The following is a 21,002-nucleotide window of genomic DNA, read 5'->3' as shown; positions in this document are numbered from 1 at the left end:
TATTGCTCCATATCTTATTATTTTAGTGTTTAATCTACTACTAAATAAACTCATTTAGCTTTCAATAACAGCGTATCTTTTCAACTGAGATGTTAGAAACCGACTTTATAGATCACAAAGATACCCTTTAAAAAAACCTCCGATGAGGGCATATCTATTCTTCACTAATAATCGTTATTTAGCAGGGATTTCCAAAGTTTGCTCTATCTATCGTGGAAGGTATCTTTTAGAACCCGTGCTATTAAGGCAATAATGTCCACCTCTAGGCCCAACACAATATGTACCAGAAGTACAATAACAAGAATTATTAGTAGTTTGACTATAGGTTCTTGAAGTATGAGTAGTAGAGGTATTTCTAGTTTTACTATTGCTATACCTTTTAGGCTCTCGTTGTTGAATTGAGTAAATAGATTCCCTGTTATTAAAACTACTTTTAGCATTTCTATAAACAATTGGTGGAGTATAACAACCAGAAAAACTACATAAATACTTAGTATCAATCCACTGTTGTCTATTAGAATTTGGATTTATTAATGCCCATTCATCTTGATATCTGAACACATAAACTTCGCTCCCACCTTTCAACTTAAAGATTTCATTACCATTAGGTATATCTTTAACTGACGCAGAATCTACACTAATCCAATTCTTAACTGGATTAAACCGTTCAACTTTTTGCTGTGAATAGTCAATGTTTGGTAATGCCACACATCCAGTTAAACCTAAAGCAATAAATAACCCTATTAAATAATTTTTCATTTTATTAACTTCTAAGAAGGAATATTTTTCTAATGAAGTAAACAATAAGCTAACTTATAAATGCAATATATACTTTTAGCTAATTCATATAAATAAACACGGAATTAAAAAACCCGCTTCTAAAAGCCCCCCCCCTGCAAAAGGTATGAATCTGTTTGTTACACAACTGGTATGGTGCGCTTTTTAACACTAAAACCCACTCATTGAGTGGGCTTTTTTATTACTAACCGTTTTGCCTGAGGTGATCTTGGAACTCTTGGTCGTGTATTTTGTCGTAATTAACAGGGTCGTAAACGCATCCAGTTAAAACAACAATTACAGTAAGTACAGCAACCAACTTTTTCATTGAGACAGCCTTTCTTTTAACGCAAAAGATTTGCTTTAAGTATACTCCTAGGTAATTATTTTGATTGGACATAATTAAGACAAACAATTGTTATTTTTAAATTATCGCCGTGTTTTAGCCACCCATTTGATTGTTTAACAAAATCAAATCAAGGGGTAATACAAAACTTAAGCCTCAGTCGCTAAATACCAATTTTTCCAAGAACTGGTTCCTCTAGTTTCAATTGGTACAGTTGGAATCAGTTTTTCTTTTAATATTTCAGTTTGTTCAACCGCTTTTGCAAGTCTTGCTTTAACGGAATGAATGCATTCACGGTCACCAAATTCACAGCGGTCTAACGTTGTACCGCCACAAGGCCCATTGGCTAAACCTTTTGGACACGTTTCAGGGCAAATATATAAAGTATCGCTTAGACGGCACTGACCACAGCTTTCACAGCCGACTAGGCTATGTTTACTTAGCACTTCTGTTTTGAGTAATACTTTGGCGACTAAAGCATTTTCCCAAAAAGATGCTTTAAAAATAAAACGTCCAAGCCCTTTGGCAATTTTTGATCCAAACAGCGCCTCATGCATAACATGCAATTGGCGATATTTAATTAATTGTTTGGAAGTGGGCTGATGCGAAAAAATAGCAATTTCAGGCGAAAACTCTTTACCTGTGGTCACTTGCCAAAGTGAATTCCAAAGCTCTTCTAAGGCATCAAGCTTAAGGTATCTGTACTGCTCAATATAACTTTCAAGCAGCATTTGTTCTGCTGGCTTATGACAGGCAGATAAATGAATGCCAGCAAACCCTAAGTGTTTACAAATCAAAATCTGTAAAGCACATCGTAAATAAACGCGGTCTGTATGCCCTGCCTTTTTTTCTTCTGCCAAGACTTTTAGCATGTGCGGGGTAATCACAATACCTGCCACTTTATGCTTCACCATAAAATTGGCACGGGCTAAAGTCAGTGGCATTACACAAGCCAGTATTTGCTGCGAATAGTCGTAATTGGTTAAAAATGATTTGGCTTGCTTTAAGGCTTCAATGTCATAGCCCAATTGCGTAATGATAAAGTCAGCACCTGCTTTAATTTTCTTATGCAGTTTTAAGTACTGGGCATCACGCTCAGCTTCGACATATTTAAATGGGTTAAAAGCAACCCCAATGCGAAAACTGCCATGTTGCTTGGCAGCCATCACGGCGTTTACCGACTCTAGGTATCGACTACGAGGCTGCCCATCTCGACCATTATGATGTTCTTTGAGTTTATCGCCTGTAAGCAATAATAAGTTTTGAATATTAGCTGCTTGAACTTGCTCTAAAAACTGCTCAAAGTCTTGTATGTCTCGGGCCTTACCCGAAAAGTGTAAGACTTTATCGACTGAGTCAGGGTAACTTTTGCTGACTTCAAGCGGCGCGATATCATGATCTGAATGTACGCGATCTGCCAATGTCATTGCCGCCGGATATCCCGCAAACTCATGTTTCACAGGATAAATTTCATGTAGTGAAGTGAGATATTCCACCAACACAAAAAACTGGTTTTGCTGGAAGCAGGGAGAAACGTGTGACATAGGCAAAGTGCTGATCAAAACATGACATCAATCATAAGCGCGGCATTATAAATCAAAGCGCATCAATATGCGCTAGTCAGAAAGCTCAATGTTTTGCTTGTCTTCACCTTCTTTATTTCTTGGTAATTCGAGTGAACGTGGGAATATAAAATCAAAAGAATCGAGTGCATAGCGGTAAAGCTGAGCTGGTCGTTTGCCCACAATTTTACTGTGGTTGGTTTCTTCAACTGCGCCAGCTTCTATCATACGTCGTCTAAACGCTTTTTTATCTAACGATTGCCCAAGAATAATTTCATAAATAGTTTGTAGCTCAGTTAGCGTAAATAACTCAGGCATGAGACTGGCTGGCAACGCGGTATAGCGAGTTTTATTGGTTAAACGTTCTAATGCCAAACTGAGTAATTCGTTGTGATCAAAAGCCAATGCTAAGTCTTGTGCTTTTGCTACAGACACCCATTCGCTATATTCAGCCAATGCTTGCTGTTGGTAGGCATTAAAATCAATTAAAGCAAAATACAAAATGGTCACGGCCCAGCCACGTGGGTCACGTTTCGCGTTACCGACAGAGGCAACTTGCTCCAAGTAAGGTGAAGCAATCCCTGTCTTTTCGACCAGCTTACGATAAGCCGTTGCCATCAAGTCTTGATCATGGGTTAAATCGGCAAAACCGCTCGGTAAAGCCCATTGGTCTTTGGCTGGAAAGTTTGGTCGTTTAATGAGTAATACCTGCAACTGATCATTAAATACCGAGAAAATAGCCATATCGACAGTGAGTAAAGGTGCGTCATAATCTCGGCGATCATAACTGGCAAGGAATTCTTGTTCAGTTTGAATAGTCACGTTCAGTCTCTCAATAAAAACGATGAGCCGATACCCATGTAACGACTCATCTAAACTCAGTTATGCGATGGATAAACATTCGCGAATTTGATCCAACGTACACTCATATTCAAGTTTACCATTTTCAAAGACTGTTTTTAGTGCTCCGCCTTGTTCTTGTTCTGCTGTTTGCTCATCAAACAAGGTAAAGCCAGTTTCACTTTGTTCGATGCGTAATAGACCTTTAGCAGATTTTTTTACACCTGAGTCAGTAATTGGGTCTTTAAATAGCTCTCGACCTACACCATTTACTTGCCCCCAAGTCGCTTTCACAGCAAACCCAAAGGTATCGCGAGTTAAATAGTTATAGGTAAAGCTGCCTATACCAAACACCAAGTTGTTTGATGCAAAACCTTTGGCTTCAAGTCCTTCCAAAATGCGCTGCGCACGGTCTAGTGTAATCGAGTCACCGTAAATTAGACCAACACGTTCATTCAGTACTTTATAGCCTTGGTCTGTCGTTGTACCGCCAAACACTTCCCATAAACACTCAACCGCACCTTTGTACGCTGGGCTGCCGACTTCGGCGTCTGGGTCACCACAAATAATTTTGACAGGGTCGCCAGAGTCTGGACGAAAAACCAATTTAGCCAAGCCCAAAGCATTGGGTTGTCTTGCTAGAATTTCAGGTTTTAAAGCCACCGTAAACTCTGTAATCACTCGCCAAAAATCCCAAGTATCAGACACAATGCTGACAACACCAGACGGATAAAGCTCACAGATTAAACGCTTAAATGTTTCTAGCTCACTGTCTTCTGTGCCCATACACATCACACTGTGTTCGGTTGCTGGTACAGAGACACCAATCACACCAGTTGCATTGTAATATTCTTCTGCGTAGTCAATTGAAGCAACCGAGTCTGTTCCAATAAAACTGGTTAAGTGCCCAACACCTGATTGCGCTGCATCATAAATTCCACTCATGCCCCGACTACTAAAATCGTGGCCTTGCACAGGTACAAAATCAAGTGGTGCACCAGTTTTTACAGCATATTGCGTTAATAAGCGTTTGTACTCATAGGCAATCGTCGCGGTAGTACAGCTTTTCCAAAGCTCAGCACTTAACACAGTTTCAATATAGTTGGTTAACCAAAAGAAACGCGGGTCGGTATTAATTACGGTAAGCACTGGTACACGCATATTGACACGGCTGCCTTCTTGCAATGCTTTAATGCGTAATGGTAAATAGCCCAAGTCGTGTAATGCTTCAATGTGATCAACAGGTACTGCGCCTTCACCTAATGAAGTGTCCATACGGCGTTTATAAGCAGTCACCACTTTATCTTTAGGTTGTTGAAAAAAACCTTCATTCCACGTATCTATCAAAAAGTGTTTGATAAAACCCTGAAGACCAAAGAATACGACTTTGTCATCAAAGTCAGGCAACATTTTAGCGAGTCGAGATGAACGCGGTGTAAAGTTGGCGTATACGTACTCTGTGCCTACTGGATACTGACGTCTGTGATCAGCTTTATAAAAATCGATAGCGTTTAGAGGGTTAAGTTTAATAGTCATCTTTCTTCTCTTTATTTTGTTGCAAAAGCAATTACTGAAATTTTTTCTGTTGGTTGTTGTGGAAAGCTGTCCGAGGTAAACAGTTGATTTAGCAGCCCATCAAAAACCTCTAATCCTTTACTAAAAATACCGTGCGTCACGTATAGAACGACCTTATTGCAATTAAGGCGACGCAGTTCTTTGGCAATACCAATAAAGGTTGCACCACCGTCACAAATGTCATCGGTAATGACCGCAGTTAGCCTAGATAAATCAGTCGCATGTACATGCGTACCTAAAATTTTGCCAGTCACTGGGTCACGTTTTTTATCACACTGAACAATAGTGATAGGTTGTTTGCGCTCAATATTAAAAGTGTCTGCAACCATTTGTGTACGGGCTTTTGCACCTTTGTCTGGACAAATCAGTACTGTTTTTTCATCTTTTAACAGTTCACTCAGCGCTTCACTCTTTTTGATGATTTCTACTGAACTCACATTTACAACTTTACTAAAAGAAGTATTGGCACGGAGTAATGCGGTAGTAACTTCACTATGGCAATCCCATACCGTCACCTTGCCTTGTTTGCCCGCTTTTTTGTCTGCATTAATGTTGAGTAGTTTCGTCATCATATCAAGTGAGAATGCTTGGCCTACGGCACAAATACGGTCCTGACGTGCGTATGGAAAATACGGAATTTCTACGTCAACTGTTAAACCCTGATTCAGCAATATATTTTCAAGTAGTAAATAGTCCATCACATCGTGACTTGAGGTCATTTGCGCACGGACCAATACCGTGCCAGATAAAGAAGCTAAGGTTGTCCCATCAATCTGAACATGACGCTCTCCACCAGAAAACTGCGTGAATTTCACTGGAATTTCATTTCTTGCCGCATCTAAAAGCTGGATAGTCATATCATCCTCTTTTTGTCTGATGACCTTCGATGAATATATAGTGGCATAAAGCCACTATATATTTCAAGTCTATTTTCCAAACTTTTTTCAAAGCCATTTAAGACATAAAAATTTGCAGTTTTAGAGCAGTTAGAGATTCGATATTTAAGAAAATTATTCTTTAACCAATTGAAATAAAAAATCAATTTACAACAAGCATTACCAGTAGAACTATGATTAAAAGTAGCGGATACAACTTTGCCCGCCATAAATCAGGTAGTTTTGAAATAAATTTTTCTGAAAAATATAGCCCAATCCATGTTCCCGCAACTAAGAATAAGGCAGCTTCAAACCAGATTAGACCGATAAATCCGTTGGGAGCCCATGTAGATTGCCAAAATGACAATACACAATAGGTCAGCGTTGCAGTTAAAGACAACGGTAAGGTGAGAATGTTTGCCATAGCCACAGCCTCTGCCATTGAACTACCCCGCCGCCGTAATAAAGGAACTGTCATTACGCTTCCTCCTACACCTAAAAGTGCCGCAACCCAACCAATAATTCCCCCTTTAATGAGTTCACTGTTTTGTCCATAGTTTTGCTTTTGCACTGATGCCACCATAAACCCAGGTCGGTAATAACAATCAATAACTGTTACGAATACATAGCCCATAAATATCCAGCGAAGCCAATTTCCATTAAACAATGAGGCCATTACCGCACCAATAACTCCACCAAGTGCGATTCCACCCCATAAAAAACGGATCTTTTGCCAATCTATATGCCCCGAACGATAGTGTCGAAAAGTTGCAAAACTTGCCGAGCACAACATGACAAATGCTGATGTGGCCACGGCGATTTGCATAGCATCTATTCCAACACTGCTTTCATTGCCCCACTTGTGAATAATGACGGTGTAAAGCAAAGGCACAGCAACAAAGCCGCCGCCAAAGCCAAATAACCAAGTGGTTACGCCCGAAAGTAGTCCAAATAAAAATAGCTCATATAGCATGATCATCTTCCTCATATTTATAGAGGCATGATATAAAATAGCTCTATGGCAAACTAACGTAGAAAAGCCATCTTTTTATTCTTTTCAGCCAAAAATATATGCGTAATATTCCAATTAACGATGTAGATCATCTACCACAAGCAGTACTAGCATTAGGATCAGATTATCCTGCTGATACCTTATTAGATACGCATAGCCATCGCCGTGCTCAGTTCTTATATGCACCTGAAGGCCTCATGAAAGTTGAAACCGAAGATGGCCAATGGCTCGTGTTGCCATATAGTGGTGTATGGATACCCGCAGGCAAACCACATCGGGTATGGCTATCTAAAGTCAGTACTTATAGTTTGTATATAAAAGCCAGCAATGCCCCCAGACAGGAAAAATACTGCGAAGTCGTGCAAGTATCACCGTTACTTCATCAACTGCTCATTCAGGCAAATCAGCTACCTGTTGATTACTCGCATTCAGGCCGTGACGGCGCTCTTATTGATTTTTTATTATATGAATTAGAGGCTGCACCAGCCCTGCCTCTGTTTATTCCGCTACCTCACAATCAATTGTTATCTAAACAATGTGCTGAGTTTATGAAACACCCTGATATTCATAGTAGCCCTAAAGATTGGGCACATAATCATAATAAAAGTGAACGGACTTTCCATCGCTGGTTTAAGTCAGAAACTGGCATTTCCTTTCAGGCTTGGCGTAATCGGGTCTGCATCATCTATGCTTTAAATGCATTAAAAGAGAATATCTCGATTACTGAAATTGCATTTAGTTTGGGCTATGAACACTCGGCAGCTTTTACAGCAATGTTCATCAAAATTATGGGCTATCCGCCTACCCACTTTCTAAAAAGATTTCATACGCATGATGAAACGCTATAAAGATTTACTCATGTGAATGGTGTCATACGTCTCGATCCATTCCCGTTTAATGACTTCAAAGCCCTGTAGCGCCCAGAACTCTTCTGCCGCAGGCAAAAATGGATGAGTATGCAAATACAAAGTGGCAATTCCATTCTTTTTTGCATGGCTAAACAACATGTCACATAGTTGAGTTGCGATGCCATTACGGCGGTATTCAGGCAATACAAATAACTTAACCACTTCTACCGTCTTAGATGGCAAATTTAGATCAAAACGATGGTCATACGCCCGATATGCAATGGTGCCAATAATGCGGTTTTTATCTTTTACGGTAATGAAGCAGCCCAATGAATCATTGACATAATATTGGCCAAAATTTTTTAAATCTTTGGGAACTTGCCCATGATAGATTTCTGGGAATAAAAGCTGTCTAGTATAAAGTGCAAACTCTACCGCAGATGCATAGTCTGATTTGTCGGCTAGCTGATAGTGAAGTGTCATATTTATAGCCAAGAATGATCAGGGATAACAATGGTTTTGTCTTGAATCATGGCTTCATGGAACTCGACATCATAGACACTTTTTAAAAACTTCGGATCGGTGATTCGAGTTTTTGACTCAGGCTTAACTACCTCATGTTCGCGCATGAAAAACAGCTGGTCTGCAAATAAAAAAGCCAAGTTTGGATCATGCATAATCGCAATCACCGTAAAATTTTGCCGCGACAACTGACGCAATTTTTTCATTAAATAAGACTGATAATAAACATCGAGATGGTTAGTTGGTTCATCAAGCAAAATGACTTTCGGTGCTTGCACCAAAATACGGGCAATCATGACCAATTGCCTTTCACCACCCGATAGCTCGGTATAAGGACGATCACGCAAATGCTCAATGTCTAAATCAAGCAAAGCTTGGTCAACACGTTCCCAATCTGACTTTGAAGGACGATATCGGCTAAAAGCTGCACGTCCCGTAATCACGACATCTTTAACCAAAAATGGAAATACGGTTTTATGAAACTGCGGTAAAAAGCCGAGTAATGCGGCCCGATCTTTCCCTTTAAAGTCTGATAATGGTTTTCCAGAGTAACGGATTAATCCATCTTTTACGGGTTCTAAGCCTGCCATCAATTTAAAAAGTGTTGATTTCCCACAGCCATTACGCCCTAAAATCACTGAAAATTGATTTTCAGGAAATTCCAGATGAATATTTTTAAGAACCTGTTTGTGCCCATAGGCATAATTTAACTGATCAATTTGAATCATGCCCAATGAGTCCTCTGTGTTTTCATTAATAATAAGAAAAATGGCGCGCCAAGTAGCATGGTAAAAATACCAATCGGTATTTCAAAGGTAAGTAAAACCCGAGAAAAATTATCAATCAGGAGTAGAAAACTACCACCCAGTACCATATTGGCAGGAATGCTATAGCGGTGGTCTGGCCCAACCAACATTCTCACAATATGCGGCATAAAGAGTCCATATAGACTAATAATGCCTGCCGCAGCAACAGAAGTTGATGTACAAACGGTCACCAGAGCAATTAAAAGAAGCTGTTCCCACCGAGGGTTAACACCTACAGCCTGCGCCTCTTCAGCACCAAGTGCCATCAAGTTTAAACGCCAACGCATAGCAAATAATCCAGCAAGTCCAATACAAATTGGTAGCACAGCATATTGAACCTTTTGCCAAGAAGCCTGATGCAAGTTGCCCATGGTCCATTGCACAATTGCTTGCAGTTTAAATGGATCACTTAAGTATTGAATAACTGTAAGTCCTGCCAAAAACAGCCCAGAAACAATCATGCCCGATAAAATTACCATCACTAAAGACGTCTGGCTTTCATGTTTTTGATGTGCAAATAAATACGTTAAGGCAACGGCGCAAACACCAAAAATAAAGGCGGATAGATTGGGCGAAAGCCAATTTAAAGAAAGTGCCAAAGCCGCACCGAACGCCGCCCCAGATGAAATACCAAGTACATAAGAGTCGACTAATGGGTTACGAAACAATGCCTGCAAGCCATTACCGGCTGTTGCTAATGCAGCACCCACCATAAAGGTCAGTAAAATTCTAGGTAGCCTGACATTCACTAAAATGTTTTGCATGAGTCTAAATTGTTCAGCATCAAAATATGGTGTACCGAAGACCGCTTGCACACCCCACCGCAAATAGTCCCATGCACTCAATGTTTGAGTTGGTCCTATGAGTAACGAGATAAAAATCATGACGAACGGTAACGGGTAAAACCAATAATACTTCAGCTTTTGCATATTCATTGCACCAACGCTTTGGCAAGGTGCTCACCATACAACTCGGTTAAAATACGCTGTTGTAAAGCACTTACAGGTAAATCCGACTGTTCAGGATAAATACTATGATTCAAATAAATCGCCGTAATAATGATTTTGATGGTATGGGGGTTATATATAAATGCGGGACTCAAATTAAAGACCTTACGGTTTTGTACAGCGCTTAAGCCTTGTAATTCTTTTCGTTCATAAATCAGTTTTGGATTGGTATTCCAAAGCACAATATTGTCTGGGTTCCATTCAATTAATGTTTCGGGGTTTACATTGGGTTGGTTGGTGTCGGTCTGAACAATATTGTAAGCACCCGCCAGCTCAATAAAATCGTTAGTAATAGACTGACGTCCAGAAGTAGAAAAAATTCGCCCTCCTGACCATGCATAATAAATCGATTGTTTATTTGGCTGACGTACTGTTTTTGCTGCGACCTCCGCCACAATTTCATCCGAAAAACTTAAAATTTCTTGGGCACGTTTTTGGGCACCGCTCAGAACAGCAATTTCAGAAAGTTCTTCTTTCACTTGCTGGTAGGTACTGGACTCCATGACATATACAGCAATGCCAAACTGCCTTAATAATTCAATCGTCTGAGTTTGGCCACTCCCCACAATCACCAGATCTGGTTTTAACAGCACGAGACTTTCAATATTGGTGGCATTTGCACCTTGCGAAGGTGTAGCAAGCTCTCTATTGGCAATTCGCTTATCTATTTTTGAATAGGCATTAAATAGTAAAGGCTGTATGTACACCTCAGCCGGTATACCAATCACTTTATGGCCTTGCCCTAGCATGTAGAGACCATCTAAGCCCGACTCAAACAAAGAAACAATTCTTTGTGCTGGTTTATCTACACAGACTTTTGTATTTGTACTATCAAAAACACATATCGAATGAGCCCCTAACTTTTCTTGTGTTTTTGCCTTTTGTTCAGCTGAAGAACATCCAAATAGAATGAGTAAAGTGAGTATTGAAACCAAAAACTTCATTACAGTACCCAATGCACAAATACAGTGCAAAATAAAAAGATGTATCTATTTGGTGCATTTTTCATGTGAAAAACACACTATAAGTGATCAAGAATATTTGAAGCATAAGTAATACGGCAGTCAAATCAAGTGTTGTACTGAAGATAGGAGTAATTAAGCAATAAAAATGCCAGAATTACAAAATAAACTTAATAATCATGTGATTGTGATTTTTAAAACTTAGAAGATAGATAGTCATTTCTAAATTCTTTAGAATTTTCTTTACAACCGTTCAAATAAAATTACTCACTTTCCAATATTTAAATTTAATCAGAGGGTTTTAGCTTTAATATTCTAGATAATAATGAGACTTTAGACCTATAAATTTAAAAAAACAAAATACATTACACAAAAATATAATTAACTTTATTTTAACTATCTTTTAAATTTCAATAAAAACAAAATATTAAATAATTAAGTTTTTCTAAAAAATTACAGGATATAAAATTAACTTTCATCATTATTAATATTAAATATAAAACTTTAATAAAAACTATTTTATATGCTAGATTAGGTTAAGAATTATCCAAACCAAGGGTAAATTCATACATTACAAATAATCAAATATAAGAACATTAAACATGACAAGGATTTAAAATCATGAAGAGAAATTATTATATTTTAGGCACTCTATTATTTAGCATGAGCTTAACAACCCATGCTGACTCACTACGAATGAGTGCGACGGAGTTTGCAAAAGATCCAGCTAAAGTAAGTGCATTACAAAAAGGTTTGGAAAAAATGCGGGCAAATAATAATGCTCCCCCCTTATCACCCGAGTTTCGTACAAGCTTTAATTACTGGGCCAATACGCATGGCTATTTTGGCACAGGTACACATGCAACAGACAAAGATTATTATGTTAATCAATACCGTATGCCACAGTGCTTACAGATATATAGTAAAGCAGTATGTGACAGTTACTATAAACATATTCAAAATTCAACAGTCCCAAATGATGGCTTTACCGACGAAGTTTGGGGCACCTGCCAACATAGCACTCCAACTTACGACAATCTAAACTTCTTACCGTGGCACCGTATGATGCTTTATTTTTACGAGCGAACAGTACGTAAATATGTGGGGCAAAATTACTCCCTTCCTTATTGGGACTATTACGAAGAAAAAGCGGCTAATGGTAAAGGGTTAGCACTGCCTCAATTGGTCCGCGGTAAACAAGCAGGTACTTTATATGATCAGTTCCGTACCCCAGGTTTAAATACCAACATCAGCGCCATAGATCCAGATAATGCCAGCGCTGCTCAAGCATTTAAATCTGATAATTTTCAATGGTTTTCGAAACAGTTACAATCTCAACCTCATGGGATAATGCACTGTGCAGTCGGTAAAAACTGTGTGCTACCAGATATGGGGTTTGTGCCTATTGCAGGTTTAGACCCCGTATTTTATATGCACCATGCCAATATAGACCGTTTGTGGCAGTGCTGGCTAAATAAAAAAGCGAATGGGCAACCGATTACACTTGAGTGGGCAAAGAAAAATTTAGGTATGCCAGATAGTTGGTATGACACTCGATATACATTTGCAGATGAAAACGGCAACAAAGTCACCATGACCATTGCTGATGTATTCACCCCTGGTAAAATCCCAGTGCGATATACCAATGAAAATGCTTGTAAAGTTGAAGCACCTGTCATGAGTAGTCAAAGTGCAGGAAAATCAAACTTATTTAAAATGAATCATAAACCAGTCAGCAGCAATAAAACCATTAAACTTATGGGTGTAACTCAAAAAGTAGCCTTAGACCCTCAAACTGCGACTTTCTTAAAAAACTCTAGTCAACTTTCTCAAACAACGCTCTCATCGGGACAAACCTATTTAATATTAGACAATGTTCAAATGATTGGTACTCCAAATCTAACCTATAAGATTTATCTATATCCTAAAAATAAACCTGAGCAAAAGGTTTACGTCTCTACAATTAACTATTTCGGTGTACTAGATCATGGACACGGCGAACACTCGAGTAATGGCGCTATGGGACAACTGGTCTATCAAGTCAGCGATCAGGTTAAGCAATTAGGCATGCCTGCTGAAGACTTAGAAGTTCAGTTTGTTGCTACTGATTTAACGCTTGATCAAGTGAAAGAAAAAGTAAGCTCTCAAGGACTTAGTATCTCTCAAGTTCGCTTAGAAACGACAAAATAATAATTAAGGGAGAGGCCTGATCTTTTCAGGCCTATATTCATTATGAAAATAGCTCATTTAATATTATGTACGCCCCTAACTTTAGTGAGTTGGTGTGTATCAGCAAATGATTCTTCTGAACGTGTATTAGAAGACCCACCCGATATGGCTGTTGCGCGTAATCATGTTGCATTACTTGCCGCACCGAATCCTACTATGTCATTAACAAATGCACCGCAAATGCAATCTTCAAATGAGGCATTGTTTACTTGGGAAGTTAAAAAAACGAGGAACAGACTATGGAACCCAGCGACAAATCGTTATGACGAAGTTGTTTTACGTAGTTATCAAGGTACAAATACGCAACCCAATACACCTTATATTGCTCCGACGATTGAAGTATTTCCCGGAGAAACTGTACGGGCAAATTTAGATAATCAACTTGATATAGACCCGATTACTCACAAAAAATTTCCTAAGGACCCAAGTTGTACTGGCGATCATTTTGATGTGAATAAACCACATTGTTTTGATGGCACTAACATGCACACTCATGGTTTATGGATTAACCCAGCCGGAAATAGTGATAACGTTTTAATTTCGATTAATCCGGGTGTTAATTTCCAATACGAATACAACATTCCGCCCGATCATCCAGCCGGAACGTTTTGGTATCATCCACATCGACATGGTTCAACCGCAATTCAAGTTGCAAGTGGTATGGCAGGCGCTTTAATCATTCGTGGATATCGCCAGCCTACCCAAAATAAGACAGGTGATTTAGATTTACTCACTTACGGGTTTAAAGAAAGAACGTTGGTTTTTCAGCAAATCCAGTATGCTTGCTACGATGCTAACGGAAAAATCGAAACCGATCAAAATGGCAACTATATTTGCCAAAACAATCAAATTGGTGAAATTAGAGATTATCAAGGTTTTGGCCCTGGCGATTGGGGAAAATCAGGACGATATACGAGCATCAATGGAGAAGTTCAACCCTTCATCACTCAAGCGGTTGCAGGACAAGTTGAGCGTTGGCGAATGGTACATGCAGGTGTACGCGACAGTATCAACCTGAGCGTTCGTCAAATGCAAAATATTCCATCCAAACTCAATTTGACACCAATGGGTGAAAAGAAATTATTAAGTGAGAGTTGTACAGGACCTATTGTGAGTCAACACATCATCGCAGCCGACGGTCTAACCCTCAAACAAGTTATGGACAAAACAGTAACCGTCTTTCAACCGGGTTATCGTTACGATGCATTAATTCAATTCCCTCAAGAAGGTCGTTATTGTTTAATTGATGAAGCGGCTTCGGCTTCGGCTAACGTGGACCGTACATTTTCACAGAAACACTTACTCGGTATAGTTCAAGTCAATAAAGCCAGCTCTGCAATGCAGTCTTTAACAACGGCTTTAAGCAATAATGCATACCGAAATATTGCCCCAGATATGCGTCCCGCAGTTCTTCAAGATTTACAACAAAATCTCAAGCTTAGTCATTTTGTTCCTCATCAGGATTTACCAGCAACATCGAATAGACAATTTTTAGAATTTAATATTGATACTAAGGCTAATCCAACTCAGTTTCAGGTGGATGGAAAACCATACAAACCAGACCGAATTGACCGTACGCTCGAGTTAGGCAAAACCGATGAATGGATACTCACCTCTAAATTAGCCAGCCACCCATTTCATATTCATGTAAACCCATTTCAAGTGGTAGCAGTGTATGACCCTAACGGTAAAGATGTCAGTGATATAAATGCCGTTGATGACTATGACAAAACGGCTGCTCCTGACCCACAATATCGTGGTCTAAAAGGTACATGGAAAGATACAATCTGGGTTAAAAACGTACAAGGAGCCAGTTATAAAGTCATTGTGAGAACCAAGTACCAACGATACATCGGTGACTTTGTATTGCACTGCCATATTTTGGATCATGAAGATCAAGGCATGATGCAAAATATTCGAATTAGTCTTCCTGATGGGAATGGTGGCGTTTCACAAGGCCATCACTAGTTTTGGACTGCAATAAAACTTTATTCTAATAAAACCGCTTATTTTAATATAAGCGGTTTTATTAATACTAATAAAGAAGCAAAATAGTTTGAATCGTAAGTTGTAGAGTTATCAAATAAGGTCTTAAATAGTAATAAAAAAAATGTATAAAATTTACCAAGCAATAAAAACTGTTTAATTGTTAGGCCAATTTGTCTGCATATGAGCCACTCAAATAATTTAATAGCGGTTACAGCTCAATCAACATTAAGAGAAATAAGTCGTTATAATCCGCCCAACACCTGATAGACATTATCTTCTGATGCTGACCCATTCATCCTTCTGGCGTAGTCTTTATCGTTTAATTCATATTTATGCTGGTATTTTTATTGCACCCTTTATATTAATCGCGGCATTTACCGGTTTACTCTATGCAATTACACCTCAACTTGAACAAGCTATTTATAAAGATGTTCTATATGTTGAGCCATTGAACCAAGCGCAATATAAGCTCAGTCAGCAAATTGAAGCCGCAAAGCAAGTAATGCCCAAGTCTGCACAGGTAATTGAAGTTAGACCAGCCCCAAGCTCTGATCAGACAACTCGTGTCATTTTCTCAGACCCAATCCATCATTTTACCAGTGAAGCTGTTTTCATTGATCCTTTTACCCTTCAAGCCAAAGGCCACCTAGCTGTCTATGGGACCAGTGGAGTTCTACGGTTTCGAACTACGCTCGACCAATTACATAGCAACTTATTACTAGGGAAATGGGGTCGTTTTTATAGTGAACTAGCAGCAAGTTGGTTAGCCATTTTGACTTTAACTGGACTGTATAATTGGTGGAAGCGCCGTCAAAATCTTAAAATCAGGCAAACACAAAAAAATAAATTATTAAGATGGCATAGCGCGCTTGGTTTAGTTTTATTTCCACTTTTATTATTCATTGCCATTACGGGTCTTACATGGTCCGAGTGGGCTGGAGATAATATTCGGGTTGCTCGCCAATGGCTCAACTGGCAAACCCCAACATTAGCAACTTCTCTTCAGACAGATAATTTACCTACAGTCATGCATCATGAACATCACGAGATGCCACACAGTGAAAATCTTAATTTAAATATTGTGTCAGGTGAGTACGATATGGTCCTCTCAATGGCCAGAGCACATGGCATTGATGCGGCACAAATACAAATCAAACCACCTACCAGTGGAAATCAAGCTTGGACAGTAGCCGAAATTCAGCGTAAATGGCCAACTCAAGCTGATAGCATCGCAATTGATATGGAACAACACAAAGTCATCGATCAACTTGCTTTTAAAGATTACTCACTGGTTGCTAAGCTGACTCGTTGGGGAGTTGATGCGCATATTGGTATTTTATTTGGCTGGATAAACCAACTGGTACTGGCTCTTTACGCGCTTGCGCTGTGTATCATGATTATTTATGCATATACGGCTGCGTTTAAAAACTCAAATTTAAAACTCATGACAACTCACTTTATTGGTCAAAGCTTATTTATTTGGAAGCGTGCAACTGACCCACAAAAAGTATTGTTAATGCTGGCTGGCATTGTCTTAGGGCTCAGCTTACCTGTGTTCGGTTTTAGCATATTATTTACGGTATTCTTTCTTGCAATGCGTAAATATATTCCTTCTAAATCATAAATCTTCATTTGATTAAGGAGTTAGACTCAAATTTTGCCTAACTCCTTTTTTAATCAAAAGTTCCAAGTCAAAGATAAAGTTGCCTTTAACGGCTCTCCGGGTTGTACCCATTCATCGGTATAGCTCGAAACGTAATAATCCTTATCGAACACGTTATCAATATTTAATTGCGCCCGCAGATCAGGACGAACTTGTACATAGCCCCCAACATTCACCACCGTAAATTCTGGCAAACTGGTTCCATTATCTATGTAGTTCGCACTGCGTTTGCCAAAATAGTTGATCGTTCCTACCAAGCCCGCTTCTCTGCCCAATAGTTCAAACTGGTAGTCCGCATTTAAATTTGCGGTATGCTTGGGAATGTTTTTAAGACGAGCACCTTTTGTATCAACTTCGCTTTCAATGACAGAAGCCTTTGTAAAAGTGTAATTAGCTCCCACACGAAGATGATCACTGAATTGATGTTTTAACTCGACTTCTACACCATGGCTCTGTACACGGCCACTATCTACATAAGTATCGGTAATACCTTCAGTCAATAGATGTTGTTTATCTAAATCAAAATAAGTTAAACCCAACCAGCTTTGCGGTAGATACTCGTATTTGGCTCCAATTTCCCAACTTTGAGTTTTCTCTGGGTCATAAAGTTGATTGTCTTTATTGAGTCCCGTATTTAACTCAAAAGCTTTACCCCAGTTGCTATAAAAGGAAAGCTTTGCCGTAGGCTGGTAATTCACACCCACGCGTGGACTAAACGGCGTAAAGTCCTGTTGATCAGAAAGACCTGATTTATAATCATCAATTTGTTGTTCCAGACGATTAAAACGTCCACCAATCAGTACATTCCATTGAGGATTTAAAAAGATCTGATCTTGTAAATTTACTCCCAGCATATTTTGAGTTTCTTTAGAGTTTTTTGTGGTTCTAGCCAGCGCTAAAATATTTTGCCCATATACTGGATTGTAAATATTAATCGGGCTTGATGTACCCACAGCATTACGCAGTTGAATTTGATCTATGGTGTAGTGGCCAGCCTCAACATTTGCAACGAGTTCGTGCTTTACCGCCCCCGTATTAAACTTCCCGCGCAGAATTGACTGAAGCTGAAATGTATCTGTTTCAAATTGACGGTAACGTCTAAAACGGTTTGCGGTTTGTCCATCTGCGGCAATGCTTGAAATTTCAGTTGAGGTTCCTGCCCGCTCCCCATGGTTATAGCTAAGAGCAGTGGTGTTATTCCAATTTTCATTGAATTGGTGATTCAAACGTAACTGATACATCTGATCTTTAACCTTAATGTCACCATCCGATGGTTCGCCTAAAAAGGTCTTCTTGTTGACAACAAACTGCCCATTAACCATCGGAATACCACGGTCAAATACACCTTGATGTTCTGAAAACTCGGTGTCGAGATTTAATTGTGTTTGATCCGATATTTTCCATGCGAGCTGTGGAGCAACAAAGTAATGCTGACTATCGACATGATCTCTAAAACTCTGGTTATTTTCATAAGCCAATCCCAAGCGATAAGCCAGTGCATCGTTTAATGCTCCCGTACTGTCTAGAGAAGCCCGATATTCTTCTAAGGTACTACCACTTAAGCTCACCTCATTTTTTTGTGTCCACTCGGGTTGTTTAGTCGTAATATTCATAATGCCACCAATAGCACCTTGTCCATACATGGCAGCCATTGGCCCTTTTAAGAAATCAATTGCTTGGACATTGACCATGTCTCTTGGAGTATGGATGCCACTTAAAGAACTCAAACCATTACGTAAATAGCTGGTTCCCATATTTGGATCAGTACTAAAACCACGAAATGAGTAGTTGTCCCAGAAACCTCCACCATAACTATCCTGATAAACCACCCCATTCACTCGTGATAACGCATCACTCACCCGCTGAATATTATTGTTCTTAATATCTTCTGCCGACACATGAGACTTGGTAAATGGAACACTCAATAAGCTGTGTTCAAATTGAGTTAATCCTGTTGAAGAAAAGGAAGTCTCGGCAACATCTTCAGCCTTAATCGTAATTTTCTCTAATTCAGTCGTCTGACCATGAGATTGGCTTTGTGCCATTGCCGACATCGAAAATTGAGCAAACAAGATACTCCACGCAAGTGGATTGAGTAAAAATTTAGACATGACAAACTCTGTTTAGTAATGAATGAGGGACTTATCTGTACCCATTAACCAATTAAGCAAAACATAGTTGTTGAGGTGGAGCGCGGCCTTGGGGCGAGAGAAATAAACGCCGTAAATAAAATAATATATAAGTGAGGGTTGCCAAGATGATTAAGCGAACAGTCACTCCAATTTCAAACAGAGATAATTTGAAGCCATCAATTGTTGCAATGTGACTATACAAATAACAAAAATGGCAGCTTGGGCTTGAATCGTGTTGAGCGCTCTTGTTTGAAATTTTTTTATTTACATGCGTTGATAGATGATGAGATGAATGTGGTTCCGAGCTCATTTTAGAATGGTGCATTACTTCTACAATTTGAGCACATACCAACTGCTGATGCATTTCATTGGGCAATAGGCTTTGCCAGAACACAAAGTTCTGTAGCAATATTGCTAGCAAGCCTATTATGATCCCAAACCGGTACATGAAAACTTATTCTCATCAATGTAAGCCGGAAAATAACATAATTTCATTCAAATCATTAGCGTTTTCTTAAATGCAGTCTTTCTGATTATTAAAATTTAAAGCTTAAGCAGAAAAATTAAAGAGTCTCGATCTGGATAAATATAGTTAAATGGAAGATCACTTTTTGCAATTTCTATAAAACCAGCTTGTCGATAAAATTTATGCGATCTAGTGGCCTTTGAAGGAGTATCAAGAACAATCGTTTCAAATTTCTTGTTTTGAGCAAATGCTATAAGTTCATCATACAAAGCCTTTCCAACTTTTTCCCCTCTTAGCTCTGAGTTAACAAAGAATTTTTTCAAAATTGCTGATTTGGAATCATAGGCTTGGAGTCCCAAGGTGCCAACAACTTCATCTTGGTCATTTAAAGCTAACCAGAAATTTCCTCCAGATTGAATATAATATCTTGTGATATCAAGCAGATCAGGTTGTTCATCTAATTGTATATCTACTTTAAACTCATCATTTTGAATTTTCAAAATTAGATTAATCGCCTCATCCTGATACTTATTTGTATATTCAACAATTTTCATTTTTCAAACACCATAAGAACTAAAAAATACGGGTATATACCCGCATATTAGTAAAAATATATACTCCTTACAAGAATTACGCTTTGTGGCAAAATAGATTTAACTTGATAAAAGCAACTGAAATTATGATTTTACCTTGTTACAGCGCCATTCTACGTAGTGCTTCACGACGCTTAAGCCATCAATACAATACTGCTCTCGCCGAGTTTGGAATTAATATTACCCAATTTTCGCTTTTATCAATGATTAAAAGAATGGAACCGATTAGCCTTTCGACTTTGGCCAAAATGATGGAGTTAGAACGATCTACAATGGGAAGGAATGTAAAGGTTCTAGCTAAAATGAAATTGGTTGAGTTATTACCCGGAGAAAGCGATCAAAGAGAAGTTACCTTAAAGCTAACGCAAGAAGGCCATCAATTATTGAAAGACTCTTATCCTCACTGGAAGAAAGTTCAACAAGAAATTGAAAATAAAATCGGCAAAGATCAGATATCAGTTTTAATGGATATATTAAATAAAATTTAGTTAAAAAGTTCTAACTCACTAGAGAAGTTAGAATGTTAAGCCCATTAAAGGGCTTAAGTCGGTTTATAGAAAATTTGGATTCAGTAACACGAAGATAGAAAACCTAAGAAATATTCAGCTCTCTTGCATTGTTTCCAACTGTTGCGTCAAACTTTAATTTACACAAACCCTGCCAAAAAATAATCTAGCAACCTTTCCCTGTCATCCACACTATTTACATCTAAAAGCTGAACCATTGCCCCATCAATCACAAATAAGACTATGTGTCCATCTTGGTACTTTTGCAGATTCAACAATTTGATCAATACCA

17 protein-coding genes and 1 pseudogene are annotated in these 21,002 nt (G+C 38.8%); 5 read left to right on the top strand and 13 right to left on the bottom strand.

The genetic code is table 11. From position 1 onward, the window contains the following. Positions 1 to 207: 207 nt before the first annotated feature. The 6 genes from AC07M3_RS01005 to AC07M3_RS00980 all read right to left on the bottom strand — a co-directional run bounded on the left by AC07M3_RS01005 (position 208) and on the right by AC07M3_RS00980 (position 6,948). Positions 208 to 759, bottom strand: coding sequence for a hypothetical protein (locus tag AC07M3_RS01005; protein ID WP_494566249.1), 552 nt, complete (start codon positions 757 to 759; stop codon positions 208 to 210). A 513-nt stretch (positions 760 to 1,272) separates the two neighbouring features. Next, on the bottom strand, positions 1,273 to 2,667 hold the full coding sequence (locus AC07M3_RS01000) for a methylenetetrahydrofolate reductase C-terminal domain-containing protein (RefSeq protein WP_494566248.1): 1,395 nt from the start codon (positions 2,665 to 2,667) through the stop codon (positions 1,273 to 1,275). A 72-nt stretch (positions 2,668 to 2,739) separates the two neighbouring features. Then, complete coding sequence (gene ntrR, locus AC07M3_RS00995) at positions 2,740 to 3,507, bottom strand: ADPR responsive transcriptional repressor NtrR (RefSeq protein ID WP_494566247.1); 768 nt, start codon at positions 3,505 to 3,507, stop codon at positions 2,740 to 2,742. A 60-nt stretch (positions 3,508 to 3,567) separates the two neighbouring features. Beyond that, entirely contained in the window at positions 3,568 to 5,061 is a 1,494-nt protein-coding gene (locus AC07M3_RS00990; RefSeq protein ID WP_494566246.1) for a nicotinate phosphoribosyltransferase, read from the bottom strand. 11 nt (positions 5,062 to 5,072) lie between these two features. After that, complete coding sequence (locus AC07M3_RS00985; protein ID WP_494566245.1) at positions 5,073 to 5,957, bottom strand: phosphoribosyltransferase family protein; 885 nt, start codon at positions 5,955 to 5,957, stop codon at positions 5,073 to 5,075. Positions 5,958 to 6,138: 181 nt separating this feature from the next. Further along, positions 6,139 to 6,948 (bottom strand): sulfite exporter TauE/SafE family protein, encoded by an 810-nt coding sequence (locus AC07M3_RS00980; RefSeq protein WP_494566244.1) that lies wholly within the window; start codon positions 6,946 to 6,948, stop codon positions 6,139 to 6,141. Positions 6,949 to 7,046: 98 nt separating this feature from the next. Here AC07M3_RS00980 and AC07M3_RS00975 point away from each other — a divergent pair, with 98 nt between their 5' ends. Beyond that, the gene (locus AC07M3_RS00975) at positions 7,047 to 7,835 is read left to right on the top strand and encodes an AraC family transcriptional regulator (RefSeq protein WP_494566243.1); all 789 of its coding nucleotides are present in this window, start codon (positions 7,047 to 7,049) and stop codon (positions 7,833 to 7,835) included. Here AC07M3_RS00975 and AC07M3_RS00970 read toward each other — a convergent pair. Genes AC07M3_RS00970 through AC07M3_RS00955 form a run of 4 tightly spaced genes read right to left on the bottom strand, consistent with a single transcriptional unit; the run spans position 7,830 to position 11,114 of the window. Next, positions 7,830 to 8,324: a GNAT family N-acetyltransferase gene (locus AC07M3_RS00970; protein WP_494566898.1), complete on the bottom strand. Its 495-nt coding sequence runs from the start codon at positions 8,322 to 8,324 to the stop codon at positions 7,830 to 7,832. The genes AC07M3_RS00975 and AC07M3_RS00970 overlap by 6 nt on opposite strands. Then, complete coding sequence (locus AC07M3_RS00965) at positions 8,321 to 9,085, bottom strand: ABC transporter ATP-binding protein (RefSeq protein ID WP_017390800.1); 765 nt, start codon at positions 9,083 to 9,085, stop codon at positions 8,321 to 8,323. Before AC07M3_RS00965 ends, AC07M3_RS00970 begins: the two co-directional genes overlap by 4 nt. After that, entirely contained in the window at positions 9,082 to 10,092 is a 1,011-nt protein-coding gene (locus tag AC07M3_RS00960) for a FecCD family ABC transporter permease (RefSeq protein WP_494566242.1), read from the bottom strand. Before AC07M3_RS00960 ends, AC07M3_RS00965 begins: the two co-directional genes overlap by 4 nt. A gap of 2 nt (positions 10,093 to 10,094) precedes the next feature. Further along, positions 10,095 to 11,114: an ABC transporter substrate-binding protein gene (locus tag AC07M3_RS00955; protein WP_494566241.1), complete on the bottom strand. Its 1,020-nt coding sequence runs from the start codon at positions 11,112 to 11,114 to the stop codon at positions 10,095 to 10,097. A 639-nt stretch (positions 11,115 to 11,753) separates the two neighbouring features. On the opposite strand from AC07M3_RS00955, the gene AC07M3_RS00950 reads away from it, so the two are divergent. The 3 genes from AC07M3_RS00950 to AC07M3_RS00940 all read left to right on the top strand — a co-directional run bounded on the left by AC07M3_RS00950 (position 11,754) and on the right by AC07M3_RS00940 (position 16,974). After that, positions 11,754 to 13,322: a tyrosinase family protein gene (locus tag AC07M3_RS00950; RefSeq protein WP_494566240.1), complete on the top strand. Its 1,569-nt coding sequence runs from the start codon at positions 11,754 to 11,756 to the stop codon at positions 13,320 to 13,322. A gap of 42 nt (positions 13,323 to 13,364) precedes the next feature. Beyond that, complete coding sequence (locus tag AC07M3_RS00945) at positions 13,365 to 15,329, top strand: multicopper oxidase family protein (protein WP_494566239.1); 1,965 nt, start codon at positions 13,365 to 13,367, stop codon at positions 15,327 to 15,329. A gap of 301 nt (positions 15,330 to 15,630) precedes the next feature. Continuing rightward, complete coding sequence (locus AC07M3_RS00940) at positions 15,631 to 16,974, top strand: PepSY-associated TM helix domain-containing protein (protein ID WP_494566238.1); 1,344 nt, start codon at positions 15,631 to 15,633, stop codon at positions 16,972 to 16,974. A gap of 53 nt (positions 16,975 to 17,027) precedes the next feature. Here the strand turns inward: AC07M3_RS00940 and AC07M3_RS00935 are convergent, their stop codons facing one another. Together AC07M3_RS00935 and AC07M3_RS00930 are read right to left on the bottom strand one after the other, a co-directional pair. After that, a complete protein-coding gene (locus AC07M3_RS00935; RefSeq protein ID WP_494566237.1) occupies positions 17,028 to 19,124 on the bottom strand; it encodes a TonB-dependent receptor in 2,097 nt (698 codons plus the stop codon). Between the two features lie 564 nt (positions 19,125 to 19,688). Further along, positions 19,689 to 20,165: a GNAT family N-acetyltransferase gene (locus tag AC07M3_RS00930; protein ID WP_494566236.1), complete on the bottom strand. Its 477-nt coding sequence runs from the start codon at positions 20,163 to 20,165 to the stop codon at positions 19,689 to 19,691. A gap of 125 nt (positions 20,166 to 20,290) precedes the next feature. Here AC07M3_RS00930 and AC07M3_RS00925 point away from each other — a divergent pair, with 125 nt between their 5' ends. Then, the gene (locus AC07M3_RS00925; RefSeq protein ID WP_092705890.1) at positions 20,291 to 20,692 is read left to right on the top strand and encodes a MarR family winged helix-turn-helix transcriptional regulator; all 402 of its coding nucleotides are present in this window, start codon (positions 20,291 to 20,293) and stop codon (positions 20,690 to 20,692) included. A gap of 158 nt (positions 20,693 to 20,850) precedes the next feature. Here AC07M3_RS00925 and AC07M3_RS00920 read toward each other — a convergent pair. Next, a pseudogene (locus AC07M3_RS00920) lies at positions 20,851 to 20,964 on the bottom strand (TetR/AcrR family transcriptional regulator); the annotation flags it as partial. Between the last annotated feature and the right edge of the window lie 38 nt (positions 20,965 to 21,002).

It is taken from the genome of Acinetobacter sp. GW821-FHT09D10 (assembly GCF_059416285.1).
This window is presented reverse-complemented; position numbering and strand designations above follow the sequence as displayed.